Source organism: Modestobacter sp. VKM Ac-2977 (assembly GCF_026968045.1).
Classification (GTDB): domain Bacteria; phylum Actinomycetota; class Actinomycetes; order Mycobacteriales; family Geodermatophilaceae; genus Modestobacter.
Genome location: NZ_JAPVBQ010000001.1, coordinates 1,285,007 through 1,302,538, shown reverse-complemented (window position 1 = coordinate 1,302,538; position 17,532 = coordinate 1,285,007). Strand labels below are relative to the sequence as shown.

16 protein-coding genes and 1 pseudogene are annotated in these 17,532 nt (G+C 75.8%); 10 read left to right on the top strand and 7 right to left on the bottom strand.

The window, feature by feature from the left end; genetic code table 11:
* Positions 1 to 186: 186 nt before the first annotated feature.
* The 3 genes from O2V63_RS06325 to O2V63_RS06315 all read left to right on the top strand — a co-directional run bounded on the left by O2V63_RS06325 (position 187) and on the right by O2V63_RS06315 (position 2,758).
* Positions 187 to 489, top strand: a complete 303-nt coding sequence (locus tag O2V63_RS06325) for a BatC protein (protein ID WP_269166692.1) — start codon at positions 187 to 189, stop codon at positions 487 to 489.
* A 78-nt stretch (positions 490 to 567) separates the two neighbouring features.
* Positions 568 to 1,815 carry a cupin domain-containing protein gene (locus O2V63_RS06320; RefSeq protein WP_269166691.1) on the top strand — a complete coding sequence of 416 codons (1,248 nt, stop codon included), beginning with the start codon at positions 568 to 570 and terminating at the stop codon, positions 1,813 to 1,815.
* On the top strand, positions 1,784 to 2,758 hold the full coding sequence (locus O2V63_RS06315) for a sucrase ferredoxin (protein WP_442928997.1): 975 nt from the start codon (positions 1,784 to 1,786) through the stop codon (positions 2,756 to 2,758). The genes O2V63_RS06320 and O2V63_RS06315 overlap by 32 nt, the downstream gene beginning before the upstream one ends.
* A gap of 31 nt (positions 2,759 to 2,789) precedes the next feature.
* On the opposite strand, the gene O2V63_RS06310 is transcribed toward O2V63_RS06315, so the two are convergent.
* The 6 genes from O2V63_RS06310 to O2V63_RS06285 all read right to left on the bottom strand — a co-directional run bounded on the left by O2V63_RS06310 (position 2,790) and on the right by O2V63_RS06285 (position 9,939).
* Complete coding sequence (locus tag O2V63_RS06310; RefSeq protein WP_269166689.1) at positions 2,790 to 3,962, bottom strand: alkaline phosphatase family protein; 1,173 nt, start codon at positions 3,960 to 3,962, stop codon at positions 2,790 to 2,792.
* 9 nt (positions 3,963 to 3,971) lie between these two features.
* Complete coding sequence (locus O2V63_RS06305; protein ID WP_269162173.1) at positions 3,972 to 4,715, bottom strand: class I SAM-dependent methyltransferase; 744 nt, start codon at positions 4,713 to 4,715, stop codon at positions 3,972 to 3,974.
* A gap of 171 nt (positions 4,716 to 4,886) precedes the next feature.
* Positions 4,887 to 5,156, bottom strand: a complete 270-nt coding sequence (locus O2V63_RS06300) for a hypothetical protein (RefSeq protein WP_164700432.1) — start codon at positions 5,154 to 5,156, stop codon at positions 4,887 to 4,889.
* A 168-nt stretch (positions 5,157 to 5,324) separates the two neighbouring features.
* Entirely contained in the window at positions 5,325 to 9,083 is a 3,759-nt protein-coding gene (locus O2V63_RS06295; protein WP_269166688.1) for a DNA polymerase III subunit alpha, read from the bottom strand.
* A complete protein-coding gene (locus tag O2V63_RS06290) occupies positions 9,080 to 9,613 on the bottom strand; it encodes an SAV_6107 family HEPN domain-containing protein (protein ID WP_269166687.1) in 534 nt (177 codons plus the stop codon). Before O2V63_RS06290 ends, O2V63_RS06295 begins: the two co-directional genes overlap by 4 nt.
* Complete coding sequence (locus O2V63_RS06285) at positions 9,613 to 9,939, bottom strand: DUF6504 family protein (RefSeq protein WP_036336939.1); 327 nt, start codon at positions 9,937 to 9,939, stop codon at positions 9,613 to 9,615. The genes O2V63_RS06290 and O2V63_RS06285 overlap by 1 nt, the downstream gene beginning before the upstream one ends.
* A 341-nt stretch (positions 9,940 to 10,280) precedes the next feature.
* On the opposite strand from O2V63_RS06285, the gene O2V63_RS06280 reads away from it, so the two are divergent.
* From O2V63_RS06280 to O2V63_RS06250, 7 genes and pseudogenes are all read left to right on the top strand, one after another.
* Positions 10,281 to 10,805, top strand: a complete 525-nt coding sequence (locus O2V63_RS06280; protein ID WP_269166686.1) for a YbaK/EbsC family protein — start codon at positions 10,281 to 10,283, stop codon at positions 10,803 to 10,805.
* Positions 10,805 to 11,398 carry a GNAT family N-acetyltransferase gene (locus tag O2V63_RS06275; RefSeq protein ID WP_206330506.1) on the top strand — a complete coding sequence of 198 codons (594 nt, stop codon included), beginning with the start codon at positions 10,805 to 10,807 and terminating at the stop codon, positions 11,396 to 11,398. The genes O2V63_RS06280 and O2V63_RS06275 overlap by 1 nt, the downstream gene beginning before the upstream one ends.
* Entirely contained in the window at positions 11,395 to 13,098 is a 1,704-nt protein-coding gene (locus O2V63_RS06270; protein ID WP_331253829.1) for a phytoene desaturase family protein, read from the top strand. The genes O2V63_RS06275 and O2V63_RS06270 overlap by 4 nt, the downstream gene beginning before the upstream one ends.
* Positions 13,095 to 13,913 carry a carotenoid biosynthesis protein gene (locus O2V63_RS06265; RefSeq protein ID WP_269166685.1) on the top strand — a complete coding sequence of 273 codons (819 nt, stop codon included), beginning with the start codon at positions 13,095 to 13,097 and terminating at the stop codon, positions 13,911 to 13,913. Before O2V63_RS06270 ends, O2V63_RS06265 begins: the two co-directional genes overlap by 4 nt.
* Positions 13,910 to 15,073, top strand: coding sequence for a glycosyltransferase (locus tag O2V63_RS06260; RefSeq protein ID WP_269166684.1), 1,164 nt, complete (start codon positions 13,910 to 13,912; stop codon positions 15,071 to 15,073). The genes O2V63_RS06265 and O2V63_RS06260 overlap by 4 nt, the downstream gene beginning before the upstream one ends.
* 92 nt (positions 15,074 to 15,165) lie before the next feature.
* Positions 15,166 to 15,741 (top strand): annotated as a pseudogene (locus O2V63_RS06255) (peroxiredoxin family protein); the annotation flags it as partial.
* A 31-nt stretch (positions 15,742 to 15,772) separates the two neighbouring features.
* Positions 15,773 to 16,429 (top strand): flavin reductase family protein, encoded by a 657-nt coding sequence (locus tag O2V63_RS06250; protein ID WP_269166683.1) that lies wholly within the window; start codon positions 15,773 to 15,775, stop codon positions 16,427 to 16,429.
* A gap of 53 nt (positions 16,430 to 16,482) precedes the next feature.
* Here the strand turns inward: O2V63_RS06250 and O2V63_RS06245 are convergent, their stop codons facing one another.
* Complete coding sequence (locus O2V63_RS06245) at positions 16,483 to 17,460, bottom strand: carbohydrate kinase family protein (protein WP_269166682.1); 978 nt, start codon at positions 17,458 to 17,460, stop codon at positions 16,483 to 16,485.
* Between the last annotated feature and the right edge of the window lie 72 nt (positions 17,461 to 17,532).

Sequence of the window (17,532 nt, the reverse complement as noted above, 5' to 3'; positions counted from 1 at the left end):
GTCCTCTCGTGCGTCGTCTGTGGCGTGCACGCTCTGACATGCCCACTCACGATCACCCGCACCCGGCACGTCGGATCGTGACCGGATCGTCATCCGGCGGCGCGGGAGCCGGGACGGGCAGCCCGGTCCGGGCAGGTGTGGGCAGTCGATCATCGCGGTAGAACTGGTCCAGGTGGTCCCCGACCGGTGACCACGACCTCGACGATCGGAGGAGCCATGGCGCTCGACGACGACGACATGACCAGCACAGAGGGACCGGCCGACGGCGGCGCCGAGGGCACGCCGGGCCAGCACGACGGCGGTGCTGACGGTGGCGCCGATGGCGGCGCGGACGGCGGTGCCGATGGTGGCGCTGACGGCGGTGCCGATGGCGGTGCCGACGGTGGCGCGGACGGCGGTGCCGATGGCGGCGCCGAGGGCCCGGCCGACTCGGGCGCCGGCGGCGGCACGCCCGGACAGCACGACGGCGGCGCGGACGGCTCGGCCTGACCGTGTCCGACCCTGAACTGCCGGGCCGGGGGCACCACCCGCCCCGCACTGCGCCGCTGCATCCGGGTCGAGCCGGAGGTGTTCGCCGCCGAGCACTGGTCCCGCCGGCCCCTGCTCTCCACCGCCGCAGAGCTCGGCGGCACGTTCACCGACCTGCTCGACCTGCCTGCGGTCGACGAGCTGCTGAGCACCCGCGGCCTGCGCACGCCGTTCCTGCGCATCGCCAAGGACGGCGCCGTCGTCGACACCAAGCGCTTCACCAGCCCCCAGGGCGCCGGCGCCGAGGTGGCCGACCAGGTCTCCTCCGACGCGGTGCTGCGGCTGTTCGCCGACGGGAGCACCGTCGTCCTGCAGGGCCTGCACCGGCTGTGGCCGCCGCTGATCGAGTTCGCCGGCCAGCTCGCCGCCGACCTCGGGCACCCCACGCAGGTCAACGCCTACATCACCCCGCCGTCCTCGCGCGGGTTCTCCCCGCACTACGACGTGCACGACGTGTTCGTGCTGCAGGTCGCCGGCGAGAAGCACTGGACGATCCACGAACCGGTGCTCACCGACCCGCTGCGCACCCACCCCTGGACCGACCGCGCCGCCGAGGTCGCCGCCGCCGCGCAGCGTCCCCCGGTGATCGACGCGGTGCTGCGTCCCGGCGATGCCCTCTACCTCCCCCGCGGCTACCTGCACTCGGCGGTCGCGCTCGGGGAGATCAGCGCGCACCTGACCGTCGGCGTGCACTCGGTGACCCGGTGGGGCGCCGTGGAGTCCGCCCTGGACCTGGTGCGCACCCTCGCCGCCGAGGACCCCGCGCTGCGCGGCTCCCTGCCGCTCGGCGTCGACCTGGCTGACCCTTCTGCCACGACCGAGGACGTCGCCGCGGTGCTCTCCGGGCTGCAGCGCTGGCTCGGCGAGGTCGACCCGGCGGCCGTGGCCGACGGGCTGCGGGCCCGCACCTGGGCGCAGGTGCGGCCGGCCCCGGTGTCCCCGCTGGCCCAGTCCGGTGCGGTCGCGGCGCTGTCGGCCGACACCGTGCTCCAGGTGCGACCGCTGCTGCGCCTGCAGCTGCGCGACCCGGACGGCGGACGGGTGGCGCTGGTCGCCGGCCGCCGCACCCACGACCTGCCGGCCGACACCCACCCGGCCCTGGCCGCCCTGCTCGCCGCGGGCGAGCTGAAGGTCGGTGACCTGCCCGGGCTGGATGCCGCCGACCAGCTCACCCTGGCTCGCCGGCTGGTCACCGAGGCGATCGCGATCGTCCCGGACGCCCGTGCCGGGGCACCGGCAGCCGACGCCGGGCACGATGGGGGCCGTGGCGACACCGGTGGGGCCTGAGCCGACCGGCCCGGGCTCCCCCGCACCCCGGTCCACCCCGGTCGGTCGGCTGGACCCGGCCCGCTGCTCGGTGCAGGCCCTGCTGCGCGGGGACTCCCCCGTCGCCACCGCACCACCGGCCCGACGCTGGCTGCTGGTCGAGCAGCCCGGCCCGTGGGGGCGCGACGCCCTGCTGGAGTCCCGCTTCGACCGGCGCGTCGCCTCTCGGCTGGCGGCCCGGGCCCGCGAACTGGGCATGCGGATCCAACTGGTCCGCCGGCCCGGGGAGCGGTCGACGGAAGGCGGTCGCCGCTGGGCGGTCGCGGACACGACCCCCGGCCGGGAGACCGTCCGCTGGTCGACCCGGGAGGACGACGCCGAGCTGCTCCAGCTGCCCTGGGACGGCTCGGTCGGCGAACCGACGCAGGTGCCGACCTACCTGGTCTGCACGCACGGCGCGCACGACGTCTGCTGTGCCGTCCGCGGCCGCCCGCTGGCCCGGGCGCTGCCCGCCGCCGGGGGGGCCGCCGACGTCTGGGAGACCAGCCACCTCGGCGGTGACCGGTTCGCCGCCAACGTCGTCGTCCTGCCCTGGGGGCTGGTCTACGGGCAGGTGCCCGGGGACGGCCAGGTGCTGCTCGACGCGCACGCCGCCGGCCAGGTGGCCTGGGCGTTCCTGCGCGGGCGGGCCGGGCTGGCGCCGGCCGCCCAGGCGGCGCAGCACCACGCCCGCGGGGAGCTCGGTCTGTTCGGGGTGGGCGACCTGCCGCCGCGGCGGGTGCGCGGGCTGCCGTCGCCGGCCCCCGGGATCGAGCGGTTCGAGGTGACCCTGGCCGGGCCGGACGGCGACGTCGTGGTCAGCGTGGAGAGCCGGCTGTCCGCGGAGTCACACCGGCTGACCTGCGCCGCTCCGCAGCCAGGCCACTGGCGCACCTGGCACCCGCTGGCCCTGCACCCGGCCTGAGGTCCACGGCGCTCAGCCCAGCGCACGGCGCTCAGCCCAGCGCACGGCCGTGGGCGGCCAGCAGCGGGATCGCCAGCTCCGCCGGGGTGAGCGAGCCGTGGTAGGCGGCCAGCATCGACCCGAACGGGCCTTCCTGCTGGACGTCGGTGAACGCCCAGCTGCCCCGGGCCAGCGCGACCACGTCACCGATCCGGTCGGCCAACTGCTCCTGGACCTCACCGAAGACCCCGCTGGCGACCGCCTCCGCCCGGCTGACCACCCAGGCACGGTCCCCGAGCACCGCCCGCCAGGTGGCGAGCACGTCGTCGGCGGCCCCGGGCTCGGCGTGCACGTAGCGGGCCCGCGGTTCGCCGGCGAGCAGCCGCACGCCGTCGCTGAGCGCGGGCTCTGCCCCGATGTCGAGCCGGGTGGAGCCGGGGACGTCGACCATGCCGTGGTCGGCGGTCACCAGCAGCACGGCGTCCTCGGGCAGCCCCTCGACCAACTGCTCGACCAGCCGGTCGACGATGCCGAGCTGGGCGCGCCAGCTGGGCGAGTCGACGCCGCGGACGTGCCCGGTCAGGTCGAGCTCGGCGGTGTAGCCGTAGACCAGGCTGCGCTCGCCGGTGCGCAGCGCCGCGTGCATCCCGGCGACCAGGTCGCCGGGGCTGAACGCGCTGGCGTAGTCGGCTCCGCGGTAGGCAGCGCGGGTGAGGCCGGAGCCGGCGAAGGCGTGCGGGGCGACGACGGCGCACGAGACGCCGGCCGCGGTGGCCTGCTCGAAGACGGTCGGCTGGGCCTGCCACTGCGACGGGTCGGGGTCGTCGGCCCAGTGGACGTGGTTGAGGGTGCGCCCCTCCCCGGGCACCTCGGTGACGAAGCCGAGCACCCCGTGGCTGCCCGGCGGCAGACCGGTGCCCAGGCTGACGAGGCTGACCGGGGTGGTGCTCGGGCAGGGCGCGGACAGCGTGCCGACAGGGCTGCCGAGCGCGTTGAGCACCGGCGCCTGGCGCGGATGGGCGGCGACCAGCTCGGCGCCCAGGCCGTCGACCAGCAGGACGGCGACCCGGCGGGCGCCGGCCAGGGCAGGGGCCAGGTCGAGCGGAGCTCCGGTCGGCCCGCCGCGGCGGAGCGGGAGCCCGAGGGCGCTGGCGACGCCGGGCAGCACGTCGGCGAGGGTGGCGCTGCCGTAGGGCGGGAGCTGGAGGCCCTCGGGCAGGCTCATCCCGGGGGGTCAGCCGGCGGTCGGGCGGGTGGCGAGGACGTGCAGGCCGGTGGCGACGTCCCGATAGGGAGAGACGCCGGCCAGCGCCAGCTCCAGGGCGCGCAGCGCGTCGGGGTCGGCCCCGGAGGAGGCGCCCAGCAGGTCGGCGACGACGGCGACACCGTGCCACTCCCCCGGCTCCAGCCCGGCGCCGGTGAGCAGCGCGAGCAGCTCCGCGGGGTCGAACCGCCGGTGGGCGGGGGCACTGCGGGCGGGCGCCGGGTCGCGGTCGGCGAGCAGGGCGCGCGCCTCGACCGGGTGCCCGCTGATCGCCCGCCCGAGGACGGCGCCGGCCCGGTTGGCCACGGCGAGGGAGAGCTGCCCGCCGGGGCGGAGCGCACTGGCGAGCTGCTGCAGCGTGCTGGCCGGCTCGTCGACGACCTCGAGCACGAAGTGGCACAGCACCAGGTCGAAGAGGGCCCCGGACGGGAGGGCGGTGAGCATCCGGTCGCCGTCGCCCTGGACACCCCGGACCCGGTCGCCTGCACCGACGGTGGCGGCTCGGCGGTGCAGGGTGGCCAGCGCGTCCGCGCTGGGGTCGACGACGGTGACCTGGTGGCCGAGGGCGGCGAGCGGGACGGCGAACATCCCGCTGCCGCCGCCGAGGTCGAGCACCTGCAGCGGGGAGCCGGCCGCGACCAGCGGGTCGAGCGCGGCCCAGATCGCCGCGGTTCGGGCCGGGGCCTGCGCGGCAGTGGCCGGGGAGGTCGTCACCCAGCGGAGCCTAGTGGCGGACCACCCGGCCCGGACCGGTGCCGCCGCAGCGCGCACGGTGCGCCGCCCCCTGCCGCGCGCCCGCAGCGGACCCGTTCCGGCGGCCACGCAGTCGGGCCTGGCTCCGGAGGACGCCCACCCGGCTGGATCGCGGGTGGGCGCCCTCGGAGATCAGCTGCCGGTCTCGGTGACGCCGAACAGGAGCACGCGCCGTTCGACGTCGTAGTGGACCGTCTCGGTGTTGGTCAGCAGGTCCTGCAGGTTGTCCGCGTCGTCCGGGTCGAGGGTGAGGACCTCTTCCCAGGCGCCCTGGTCGAGCACGAGCTGCAACGTGTACGTGCCGGGCTTCCCCGGCTCCCCGGCCGTCCAGCTGAACTGGTAGTGGCTCAGCTGGCGGACCTTGATGGTGTTGTCGGTGACGGGCTGCGGGACCTCGGGCATGGGACTGCCTCTCGTTGACGGAGCCTGCCGGGCACGACACCCGACACGGGGACCGTGCTACCCCGCCAGGCAGCCGCCACGCGCCACGGCGAGGTCCGTCGGACGAACGGCCCGGGACCACGGCGTCGCGCGCCGACGAGTCCGGTCCTGGCGCGTTTCGTGGCCCGCTCAGTGGCCCGAGCTGCCGGGGCTGGAGTGCCAGAGCTTGCGCGGCGGTGCTGCTGCCGCGCGGCGGGCGGCGGTCGCGGCGTCCTCGCCGGCCGGCTTGATGTCGGCGTAGGGCGACATCCGGAACCCGGTCGGGTGCACCAGCACCGGCCGCACCACCACCGGCCGGGATGCCCGCGACGCCGCTGCCCCGGCGATCGCCTGCTCGGTGTACTCCCCCGGCGCGGCCATCAGCTCGGCGACCGCCTCCAGACCACCGGTCTCCCAGGCCTCGTGCAGCGCGGGCAGTTCCCAGGCCCCGGTGGCCCGCATCGAGACCCCGCGCGGCCCGGTGCGCCGCATCACCCCGCGGACCACCAGCAGCCAGGAGTGGAAGACCGTGGCGGCGTAAGGACCCTGCACGTCCTCGAAGAAGGTCGCGTCCGCGCAGCCGGTGCCGTCGTCCAGGGTCACGAACACCACCCGGCGGCCGGACCGGATCGGTGGGGTCTGGGTGGCCACCTTCACCCCGGCCACCAGCACCTCCGCCCCGCTACGGCACTGCAGCAGCTCCTCGGCCGGCACCGCACCGAGGGCGGCCAGGAACGGCCGGTAGAACTCGACGACGTGCCGGCTGGCGTCCAGCCCCAGCACCTCCAGCTCGGCCCGCACCCGCTCCGCGTCGGTGAACTCCGGCAGCCCGGAGGCGACGAACTCCGGCTGACCGGCCCCCTCCTCCGCGGGGACCTCGACGTCGAACAGCCCGGGCTCGGTCTCACCGGACGCCTCGGCGCCGAACAGGTCCAGCCCCAGCTGGCCGGTGCCGGCGGCCTTCGCGCCGCTGCGGCTCCAGCGGTCCAGCTCGCCGATCTGCAGCAGCAGGTCGCGGCGGGTCAGCTGCTGGCGCCGCCGGGCCGGCCGGCCGCCCTCGCTGTCGCGCACCCCGAACCCGTAGACGGAGTCGAAGCCGCCGGCCAGCACCAGCCGCTCCACCACCGGCCGGGACACCCGCGCCCGGTTCCAGAAGTCGGTCAGCGACCGGTAGGGCTGCCCGGCCTGGATCCGGGTGACCTCCTCGGCGTCGATCCCCTTGACGTCGGCCAGCGACAGCCGGATGCCGTACCGCCCCGGGTCGGGCATCGCCGCCGGCATCCACGTCGGCCGGGGACGCAGCTGGGCACCGTCGTCCGCTCCCCCGTCGACCCGCTCGACCCGGTAGGTGCCGGCCGAGGCGTTGACGTCCAGGCCGAGCACCTGCACCCCGAAGTTGCGGGCGTCGTCGAGGATCAGCCGCTTGGGGTACATCCCGGGGTCGTGGGTGAGCACCCCGGCCAGGAAGGCCGCGGTGTGGTGGGTCTTCAGCCAGGCCGACTGGTAGGTCGGCAGCGCGAACGCCGCGGCGTGGGCCTTGCAGAAGCCGAAGGAGCCGAAGGCGACCAGCACCTCCCACACCTGCTCGACCACCGCGACGTCGAAGCCCTCCGCCAGCGCCCGCGGCGCGAACCAGGCCTTGACCTCCGGGTGGGCGTCCTTCTCCCCCAGTGCCCGGCGCACCTCGTCGGCCTCGGCCAGGTCGCAGCCGGTCATCACCGACACGATCTGCAGCACCTGCTCGTGGAAGACCACCACCCCGGCGGTCTGCTCCAGCGCCGGGACCAACGCCGGGTGCAGGTAGACCGGGTCACGCCAGCCGTTCCGGGCCATCAGGAACGGGGTGACCATGTCGCTCTTCACCGGCCCCGGACGGAACAGCGAGATGTCGACGATGAGGTCCTCGAACGTCTGCGGACCGAACTTGCCGACCAGCTCGCGCTGACCCGGTGACTCGATCTGGAACATGCCCAGGGTGCGGGTGCTGCGGATCAGCTCGAACGTCGTCGGGTCGTCGCGCGGGACGGCGTCGATCTCGACCTGCTGCCCGTCGACCCGGGCCACCTCGTCCATCGCGTGCGCGATCGCCGACTGCATCCGGATGCCGAGCAGGTCCAGCTTGAGCAGCCCCAGCTCCTCGACGTCGTCCTTGTCGAACTGGCTCATCGGGTAGCCCAGGTAGCTGCTCTCCACCGGCGTGCGGTCGAGCAGGGTGGCGTCGGAGAGCAGCACGCCGCACGGGTGCAGTGCGATGTGCCGGGGCAGCCCGTCGAGCCGGGCGACCAGGTCGAACAGCAGGTCCAGATCGCCGCTGCCACCCGACCGCTTCGACCCCAGCCGGCTGGCCCGCAGCTCCGGGAGGTCACGCAGCGCCGCGTGCACCTGGTTGGCCCGGATGTGCGGGAACGCCTTGGCCACCGCGTCGACCTCCGCCGGCGGCAGCCCGAGAGCGGCGCCGACGTCACGGACCGCGTGCCGCACCCGGTAGGTGTCCATCATCGAGATGCAGCTGACCCGGGAGGCGCCGAAGCGCTCGATCACCGCGTCGTAGACCTCCATCCGGCGGGCGGACTCCACGTCGATGTCGATGTCGGGCAGCTGGTGCCGCAACGGGGAGAGAAAGCGCTCCATCAGCAGCCCGTACCGGATCGGGTCGACGTCGGAGATGCCCAGCAGGTAGGTGACCAGACTGCCGGCGCCCGAGCCGCGGGCCGCGGCACGGACCCGCAGCTCCTTGATCAGGGTGACCACGTCGGCGACGGTGAGGAAGTAGGAGGGGTAGCCGAGGGAGTCGATGACCGCCAGCTCCTCCTCCAGCCGCTCACGCACCACGGCCGACGGCGTCATCCCGCGCCGGCCGAACCCGGCCTCGCAGCGGGCCCGCAGCACCGCCGACGGGCCCATCCCGCGCTCGGCCGCGCTGGTGACCACGTCGAGCTCGGGGTAGCGCACGGTGCCGATGCCCAGGTCGGCTCGGACGTCGACCGCGCACTGCTCGGCGACCCGGGCGGTGGTCTCCAGCAGGTGCAGTGCGGCGTCCCGGTCGGGCCCGGCCAGCTCCTCGGCGAGCAGCGCCATCTCCTTGCCCGACTTCAAGTACCCCTCGGCGGTGCGCCGGTCGACGTGCCGCTGGCCCAGCGGCACCAGCCGGCGGGCGGCGTCCAGCACGTCGGCGGTTGGGGCGTCGAGGGCGTCGACGTGACGGACCGCGTTGGTCAGCACCGCCGGCACCCCGGCCTCGGCGGCCAGCCGCAGCATCGCCTGGGCGCGGGACCGGTCGCCCTGGCCGCGGTGGTGCACGATCTCGAGCACGAGCTGGCCGGGCCCGAACACCGACCGCCAGGTGGCCAGCCGGGCGTGCGCCAGGTCGGCCCGGCCGGCGGCCAGCGCCCGGCCGACCGAGGACCCCGGCCCCAGCACCGCCAGCAGCCCGGCCGAGTGCGCCCCGGCCAGCGTCAGGGAGCTGACCGGCTCGCCGCGGGTGCCGCCGAGGTGGGTCGCGCTGGTCAGCCGGCACAGCGAGCGCCAGCCCGCGCCGTCGCGGGCGAGGAAGGTGACCCGGGGCAGCCGCGGGTCGACACTGGCCCCACCGCGCGCCGGTGCCCGCCGGCCGGCGGGGTGGGCGGCCCGGTGCCGGGCCGCGGCGGTGATCCGCCCGGGGGTCTGGTCACCCGGCTCGCCGCCGGCGACCGGGTCGACGGCGAGGTCGACGCCGAACAGCGGCCGGATGCCCGCCGACCGGCAGGCCAGCGCGAACTTGACCGCGCCGTACAGGCCGTCGCGGTCGGTCAGGGCCAGGGCCCCCATGCCGTGCTCGGCCGCGCGGGCGACCAGGTCGGCCGGGTGGTTGGCGCCGTGCCGCATCGAGTACCCCGACGCGACGTGCAGGTGGACGAAGGGGTCGCTCACGAGGCGGTGTCGGGGGCAGGAGCGGTGCCGGAGCCGGGGTGGCCCGGGCCGCGCCGGCGCGAACCGGGGTCGACCGCCCGCAGGCGTGCGGGCGGCGACGGTACCGGGCGGCTGATCGTGGTCTCGACGACGCCGAGGAACGTGCCGACGTCCCGGACGAGGTCGTCGGCCTCCCGTTCGGTGACCGCGTGCGAGAGCCCCGCCTCGGCGGCGGCGCGCTTGGCCGCCCCGGCGGCGAAGAACGCCGCCCACTCCCCCAGCTCGGGGGCGACCTGGCCGATCAGCACCCAGGCGCTGCGCGGCCGGCGACGCCCGGCCTCGGGCTGGGTGCGGGCGGCCAGCACGGCCGCCGCGGCGCGCAGGGCGGCCAGGTGTGCGGTCGCGTACCGCCAGGCCGCATCGGGGCTGCTGGCGGCCTCGGCCAGCCCGCGATGGGCCTGACCGAGCAGCTGGGCGGCGGCCGCGGGCAGCGGCGGGAGCAACGGGAGCTGCCCGTCGGCGGTGGCCGGGAGGGCCCGGGCGGCGCCCATCAGTCGTGCACCCGGACGAGCAGCCACTGGTTGCCCGTCGGCTCCCAGGACAGGTCGAAGACCCCGGCGAAGCTCATCCGGGACCGGCCTGCGCGGACCGCCTCGACCCGCCAGACCTGCCGGGTGGCGACCAGCTCGGCCGACGCCCCACCCCGGCCGGCGGCATCGGTCTGCCACCACGGCGCGGTCTCCACCCACGAGTCGAGCAGCTCCCCCACCACGTACCGGGTCTGCCCTCGCCAGAACTCGGCCGGCCCCGACGGCCCCTGCTCGACCTGCACCTCTTCACCGACCCGGCCACCGGCCCCGGCGAGCACTCGGCTCATGTCAGACTCCGCAACTCTCCGCCCCTCCCGACTGCCCCGCCCTCCGGCCCGGCGGGGAAGCGCACGTCGGGGAGGACGTGACGGCCCGGGCCGGCGAGCGGGTCGCCGGTGTTCGAACAGGTGTTCGAACACCGATGAGTAGACCGGACCGGCCGGGGGCGGTCAAGCCGAACAGGCGTGTCGGCATCCGTGTCGTTACAGCGACTGCACTCAGGACCGCGACACACCCTCGAGTCCGACTCGAGGGTCGCCGCGATGCCCGAGCGACGGCGGCCTGCGGTCGGCACCGACCGCAGGTCCGGGTGGCGCGCGGCCCCGGGGCCGGTGGGAGGATCGCGGTCATGACCGCTGCGGAGACCCCGCACCACCCCCGGGTCGCCGAGGTCGAGCAGGTGCTGCGCGCCGCCGGCATCGCCGGTGAGGTGCGAGTACTGCCCGACAGCGCCCGCACGGCCGCCGCCGCGGCCGCGCAGCTCGGCGTCGAGGTCGGCGCGATCGCCAGCAGCCTGGTGTTCGACGCCGGCGGCGTCCCGCTGCTCGTCCTCACCAGCGGCGCGCACCGGGTCGACGAGGCGCTGGTCGCCGACCTGCTCGGCGTCCCGCGGATCACCCGGGCCACCCCCGAGTTCGTCCGCCGGCACACCGGTCAGGCCATCGGCGGGGTGGCCCCGGTCGGCCACCCGGAGCCGATCGGCACCCTGGTCGACGTGGAGCTCGCCCGGTACGCCCGGGTGTGGGCGGCCGCCGGGCACCCGCACACCGTCTTCCCCACCACTTACGACGAGCTGCTGCAGCTCACCGCCGGCACCCCCGCGGAGGTCGGCCCCGGGCCCTCCCCGGCCGCCGCCGACGAGGAGACCCCCTGATGACCGGCACCACCCCCGCCACCCGGATCACCGAGCTGCCCGCCGGCTGGATGCGCGAGCACCTGCACGAGGCGCTGGCGATCTACGGAGCGGCGATGGGCTACGGCGACTCCGTCGTCGCCGGGCGTTACGGCTACGCCGTCCAGCACACCGAGCGAGAGGGCTTCCGCGCGGTGGGCGCCTTCGTCGAGGCCCCCCGGGGCGACGGCACGGTCGGCGAACAGCTGGTCGGCTTCGGCTACGGCTACGTCGTCGCTCCCGGCCAGTGGTGGCACGACCAGGTCCGCAACGCCCTGGACCGGCGGACGGCGAAGCAGTGGCTGCCCGGTGCGTTCGAGGTCTGCGAGCTGCACGTGCACCCCGACCGGCAGAGCCAGGGCCTGGGCCGGCAGCTGCTGCACGCGCTGCTGGCCGACCTCCCCCAGCCGGCCGCCCTGCTGAGCACCCCGGACACCGACACCAAGGCCTTCCGGCTGTACCACGCCGACGGGTTCGTCGACCTGGCCCGCGGTTACCACTTCCCCGGCGACGCCCGCCCCTTCGCCATCCTGGGCGCGCGCCTGCCGCTGGCCCCCCCGGCCGAGAAGAGCTGATCCCCGTCGCCGGCACCTCCGCGCCCCGCACCTCCGACACCGGCGCTGCCGACACGACTGCCGACGTCGTCGTCATCGGCTCCGGGCACAACGGCCTGGTCGCCGCCTGCCACCTGGCCCGGGAAGGGCTGCGGGTGGAGGTGGTGGAGTCCGACGAGGTCCTCGGCGGCGCGGTCTCCACCGTGGAGCGCTGGCCCGGTGTCCGGGTCGACCGCGGGTCCAGCGCCCACGTGATCATCCGGCACAGCGGGGTGGTCGAGGAGCTGGAGCTCGAGCGCTTCGGCCTGCGCTACGTCGACTGCGACCCCTGGGGCTTCGCACCTGCACCGGTGCCCGGCGACCCCGGTCCCGACGGTCGGCCACTGGTCTTCTCCGTCGACCTCGACGCCACCTGCGCCTCCATCGCCGCCGCCTGCGGGGACGCCGACGCCGCGGCCTACCGCCGGTTCGTCGAGGTGTGGGGCCCGCGCAGCGCCGCCGTCGTCAAGGCGTTCGGCGACCGGCCTGCGATGACCCGGCTGGTCTGGCACCTGTGGCCGGTCGGCGCCCCGCGGCGCGGCCAGCCCCGGACCCCGGGCGGTGAGATCGCCACCGACTTCCTCGGCTCCGGCGACGCCCTGCTCGACCGCTGGTTCACCAGCGAACGGCTCAAGGCGGCGCTGGCCTGGTTCGGCGCCCAGTCCGGCCCGCCCATGTCCGAGCCCGGCACGGCCGCCATGGTCGGCTGGGTGGCGCTGCTGCACGACGTCCCGCCCGGTCACCCGGTCGGCGGGTCGGGCGGGCTCACCCAGGCACTGGCGGCTCGGCTCGCCAGTGACGGCGGCCGGGTCACCCTCGGGGACGGCGCGGCCCGGCTGCTCGTCGACGGGCCGCCCGACGACCGGCGGGTCACCGGGGTGCAGACGGTCTCCGGACGGCGGATCACCGCACCGGTGGTCGTCGCCGCCTGCCACGTGCTGGCCACCAGGGCGCTGGCCGGCGACGACGCCCCGCCCGCGCTGGCCGAGGCCGACCCGCCGCTGGGCAATGGTTTCGGCCTGGTGCTGCGCGCGCAGACCGACGCCTTGCCGAGCTACCCCGGCGCAGGCGAGGAGGCACTGCAGGGGCTGCAGCTGCTCTGCACCGACCGGGCCCAGCTGGCCCGGGCGCACGGCGACTGGCTGGCCGGGGAGCTGCCCCGGGAGCCGGTGCCGCTGGCCATGTCGTTCTCCGCAAGCGACCCGACCCTGGCCCCGACCGGCCAGCACGTGGTCACGATCTGGGGTCAGTGGTACCCGTACGAGCTCGCCGACGGATCGGACTGGGACGAGATCGCCGACCGGGCCGCCCAGCAGCTGATCGCCGCGGTCGACCGCTACGCACCCGGCTTCGCCGACTCGGTACAGCGGCTGTACGTCCAGACCCCGTTGAAGCTGGAGCAGGAACTGTCCCTGCTCCGTGGCAACGTCATGCACGTGGAGATGAGCCTGGCCAGCATGTTCGGCTTCCGGCCGACACCGGCGCTGTCCGGTCACCGGGTGCCGGGTCTGAGCGGGCTGTACCTCACCGGCGCCTCCACGCACCCTGGTGGCGGGGTCTCGGGCAACTCCGGGCGCACCGCGGCCCGGGTGGTTCTCGCCGACCGGCGGCCGGCAGCCCGGCTGCGGGCGGAGCTGACCGGGCGGGCCGGCCGCCTGCTGTCCCGCAGGACGTCGCGGTGACCGGCACGCTGACCACCCGCCGCCCGGGCACCGAGCCGGCGCCGCTGCCGTGGCTGCCGCTCGCGCTCACCGTCGCGCTGCTGGGCGCCGCGATCGCCTACCCGCTCAGCAGCGGGACCGGCCGGGACACGGTCAGCTGGGCGATCGTGCTGCTGGGCTCGGCGGTCTCGGTCAGCCACGCCGCGGTCAGCCGCGGCGTACGTACCGGGGCCGCGGTGCTGGTCCTCGTGGGCGTCGTCGCGGTGCTCTTCGAGGCGCTCGGGCTGCGCACCGGGTTCCCGTACGGCGAGTACCGCTACAGCGACCTGCTCGGCCCGACCCTGCTCGGGGTGCCCTTCCTGGTGCCGCTGGCCTGGCTGATGATGGCGTGGCCGAGCTGGGTGCTCGCCGCCCGGCTGACCTCGCGGGTGCGCCTCACCCGACGCCGGGCCGCACGGGTGGCGGTGGCTGCCTACGTCTTCGCCACCTGGGACGTCGTGCTCGACCCGCAGCTGGTGCAGGCTGGCTACTGGCGCTGGGCGCACCCCGAACCGGGCCTGCCCGGCATCCCCACCGTGCCGCTCACCAACCTCGCCGGCTGGCTGCTGGCCGGCCTGGTGCTGATGACCCTGCTCGACGTGCTCGTCGAGCGCACCAGCCGGCTCCCGCGGATCGGGGACACCGCGCCGCTGCTGACGTTGGGCTGGATGGTGCTGGGCGGTGCGCTGGCGCACGCCGTCTGGCTCGACCTCCCGGGGTCCGCGGTCTGGGGCGTCGTCCTGGCGCTGCCGGTCCTCGCCGTCCTCGCCGTGCAGGCGCGGCGGAGCCGCCGGTGACCGCGGCCTGGCGCCGGCTCCTGCAGGTGTGCGCCGGGCTCTCGGTGGTCGCCGCGCTCCACGCCGCGCTGAACAGCCGGCTCCTCCGCCGGCCGCCGGCCGTGCCCGGACCGGTCCCCCGCCCGGTGACCGTCGTGGTCCCGGCCCGGGACGAGGCCGACCAGATCGAGGGCTGCCTGGCCGCCGTGCTCGACCAGCGCGGGGTGCCCGACCTGCGGGTCGTCGTCGTCGACGACGGCTCCACCGACGGCACCGCCGAACGGGTGGCGGGGGTGCCCGACGCCCGGGTCACGGTGCTGCCCGCGACGCCGCCCGGGCCGGGCTGGCTCGGCAAGCCGAACGCCTGCGCCCAGGGCGCCGACGCCCTCGACCGGGCCGCCCCCGACGACGTCCTGGTGTTCCTGGACGCCGACGTCCGGCTGATGCCCGACGCGATCGCCTCGGCGGTCGCCGTGCTCGACGAGTCCGCACTCGACCTGGTCTCCCCCTGGCCGCGGCAGCTCACCGGCAGCGCGGCCGAGCGCATGGTCCAGCCGCTGCAGCAGTGGCTGTGGGCCACCCTGCTGCCGCTGCGGCTGGCCGAGCGGTCACCGCGGCCGTCGCTGGCGGCGGCCAACGGCCAGTTCCTGGTGGTCCGCCGGGCCGCCTACGACCGGGCCGGCGGGCACGCCGCCGTGCGCGGTGAGGTGATCGAGGACGTCGCACTGCTGCGCGCGGTCAAGGCCGCCGGGGGCCGCGGCGTCGTCGTCGACGGTTCGACGCTGGCCGCCTGCCGGATGTACGACGGCTGGCCCGGCGTCCGGGACGGCTACACGAAGTCGCTGTGGTCGGCGGTCGGCGGTCAACCGGCCGCGGCCGCCGGGGTGGCGGCCGGGCTCTCCGCCGTCTGGCTGCTGCCGCCGCTGGCCGCCCTGACCGGCTCCCGCGCCGGCCTGGTCGGCTACGCCGCGGGGGTGGCGAACCGGGCCGTGGTCGCGACGCGCACCGGCGGCCGGGCCTGGCCGGACTCCCTGGCCCACCCGGTGTCGATCGCCCTGCTCGACGTGCTGGTCGCCCGCTCGGTGGCCGGGCACCGGCGGGGTTCGCTCCGGTGGCGCGGGCGCACCCTGCCGGCCGCGGTCGCCCAGCAGCCCGCGCCCCCAGCGCCCATGCTGGGCTGATGACGAGCAGCGATCTCCTCGCCCTGCGCACCGACGAGCGCGCCGCGCTCCTCTTCGTCGGGCTACGCGGCGACTGGTAGCCCTACTGCTGCGCCCAGGCGGTCCGTCTGGCCCAGTCCCTGCCCCGCATCTCCGCAGCCGGCGCCGAGGTGGTGCTCGCCTCGGTCGACCCGCCCGAGGTCCAGCTCGCCATGGACCACACCTGGCACCTGCCCTTCCGGTGGGCCAGCGACCCCGACGGCACCCGGCTCGCCCAGCCGCTGGACGCCTGGGACACCGACGCGTCGATCTTCCGGCCGGTCGTCGTCGCCGTGGCCCCGGACGGCCGAGAGGTGTTCCGGGAGCTGTCCCGGGACTTCACCGACCGCACCGACGACGAGCCGGTGCTCACCGCGCTCGAGGCGCTCGGGCTCCCCGCACTCCCCGAACCGGCTCCCTGGGCGCCGGAGGGTGTGACCCCGCAGCCGTCGAAGCGCGCGTTCACGCCCGGCTCCTTCATCCCCTACTTCCGCGCCATCCGGTTCAACACCATGGCGCTGAGCCAGCGGATGGTCGACGACCGGGACCGCGACCAGCTGGTCACCGAGCAGCGGATGGCCGAGTCCTTCCTCAGCACCTTCGACGCGTGGCGCGCCGAGCACCCGCCGGACGACCGGGCCCGGGGCTGAGCCAGGCGACCGGGTCGGCGACGATGGGCCGGTGACCGAGCAGAGCAGCCCGCCGCGCGTCTCCTTCGACCCGGCGGAGATGGAGACGGGCGCCTTCTACCGGGTGCTGAACTCGGTGGTGGTGCCCCGGCCGATCGCCTGGGTGTGCAGCCGCTCGGCCGAGGGCGTGCACAACCTGGCGCCGCACTCCTTCTACACGGTGGCCTGCGTCGACCCGCCGGTCGTCCAGTTCACCTCGGTGGGCCGCAAGGACTCGCTGCGCAACGTGGAGGACAGCGGCGAGTTCACCATCAGCCTCACCCCGGAGGCGCTGTTCGAGCAGGTCAACGCCACCGCGACCGACTTCCCGCCGGACCAGAGCGAGGCCGAGCACACCGGGGTCACCCTGGAGCCCAGCGACCGGGTCGCCACGATGCGGGTGGCCCAGTCGCCGGTGACCCTGGAGTGCGTGCTGCACGCGACGCTGCGGCTGGGCGACAGCACGGTGGTGTTCGGCCGGGTCGTGCACGTCTCGGCGTGGGAGAGCGCCGTCCGCGACGGCCGACCACGGATCGAGGAGCTCCAGCCGCTGGCCCGGCTCGGCGGCAACGAGTGGTCGACGATCGGTGAGGTGAAGGAGATCCGCCGGATCCCCTACCGCAGCTGGAGCGAGGACCCGGCCATCGGCGACCGCCTGCGCGGCGGCTGACGTCCGCCCAGGACGGTGGCCCCGCTGGGGGGGGGGGCAGCGGGGTCCGCCTCTCAGGCCGGCAGGTGCGGGGCGACCTCGTCGGCGGCGTCGGCGCCGAAGGCCTCGGCGAACCGCTCCAGGAACGGCGCGCGCGGCAGCGTGTACTCCTGCGTGCCGATCACCTCGACCGCGGCGGTGGCGACCGCGGACCCGACCTGGGTGGCGCGCTCGATGCCGAGCCCCCACTGGCGGGCCGCCACGAAGCCGGCGCGCAGCGCGTCCCCACCGCCGGTCGGCTCCACCGGCTTGGTCTCCGGGACGGCGATCACCTCGATCGTCGGCTCCCCGGCCCGCTCGACCCGCACCCCCTTGGCGGCCTGGGTGGTGACCCAGGTGCCCACCCGGGCGAGCACCTCGGCGTCGTCCCAGCCGGTCTTCTGCAGCAGCAGGGCGTGCTCGTACTCGTTGGTGAACAGCAGGTCGGCGCCGTCGACGAGCCCGCGGATCATCTCCCCGTCGGCCCAGGCCAGCTGCTGCGAGGGGTCAGCGAGGAACGGGTAGCCCCGCTGCCGGCACTCCTGCGTGTGCTGCACCATCGCCGTCGGGTCGTTCGGCCCGATGATGACCAGGTCCAGGTCACCGACGCGCTTCGCCACCGGGGCCAGCTCGATCAGCGAGGCCTCGGACATCGCGCCGGAGTAGAAGGACGCGATCTGGTTGTTCGCCGCGTCGGTGGTGCAGACGAAGCGGGCCGTGTGCTTCAGCTCGGACCAGCGCACGCTGCCGGTGTCCACGCCGTGCCGGCTCAGCCAGGCGTCGTAGTCGGCGAAGTCGTTGCCCACCGCGCCGACCAGCACCGGCCCCTGCCCCAGCAGCCCGAGCCCGTAGGCCATGTTGGCGCCGGCGCCACCGCGGTGCTGCACCAGGTCGTCGACCAGGAACGAGAGGGAGACGTTCTCCATCTTCCCCTCGACGAACTGGTCGGTGAACCTGCCGGGGAAGGTCATCAGGTGGTCGGTGGCGATCGAACCGGTCACGACGACGGGCATGAGGGCGACTCTCTCCGGAGGATGCGGCCGTCATCGGCCAGCGGACCCCGACCGGGAACGGTCACCGGGGCG

What these genes read in the sequence shown, in the direction of transcription:
- O2V63_RS06245 (WP_269166682.1), bottom strand. Translation starts at nt 17,460, where the DNA reads ATGCCCGTCGTCGTGACCGGTTCGATCGCCACCGACCACCTGATGACC.
- O2V63_RS06280 (WP_269166686.1), top strand. Translation starts at nt 10,281, where the DNA reads ATGACCGCTGCGGAGACCCCGCACCACCCCCGGGTCGCCGAGGTCGAG.
- O2V63_RS06275 (WP_206330506.1), top strand. Translation starts at nt 10,805, where the DNA reads ATGACCGGCACCACCCCCGCCACCCGGATCACCGAGCTGCCCGCCGGC.
- O2V63_RS06290 (WP_269166687.1), bottom strand. Translation starts at nt 9,613, where the DNA reads ATGGGCGCCGCCCGGGCCCTCCCGGCCACCGCCGACGGGCAGCTCCCG.
- O2V63_RS06315 (WP_442928997.1), top strand. Translation starts at nt 1,784, where the DNA reads ATGGGGGCCGTGGCGACACCGGTGGGGCCTGAGCCGACCGGCCCGGGC.
- O2V63_RS06310 (WP_269166689.1), bottom strand. Translation starts at nt 3,962, where the DNA reads ATGAGCCTGCCCGAGGGCCTCCAGCTCCCGCCCTACGGCAGCGCCACC.
- O2V63_RS06300 (WP_164700432.1), bottom strand. Translation starts at nt 5,156, where the DNA reads ATGCCCGAGGTCCCGCAGCCCGTCACCGACAACACCATCAAGGTCCGC.
- O2V63_RS06285 (WP_036336939.1), bottom strand. Translation starts at nt 9,939, where the DNA reads ATGAGCCGAGTGCTCGCCGGGGCCGGTGGCCGGGTCGGTGAAGAGGTG.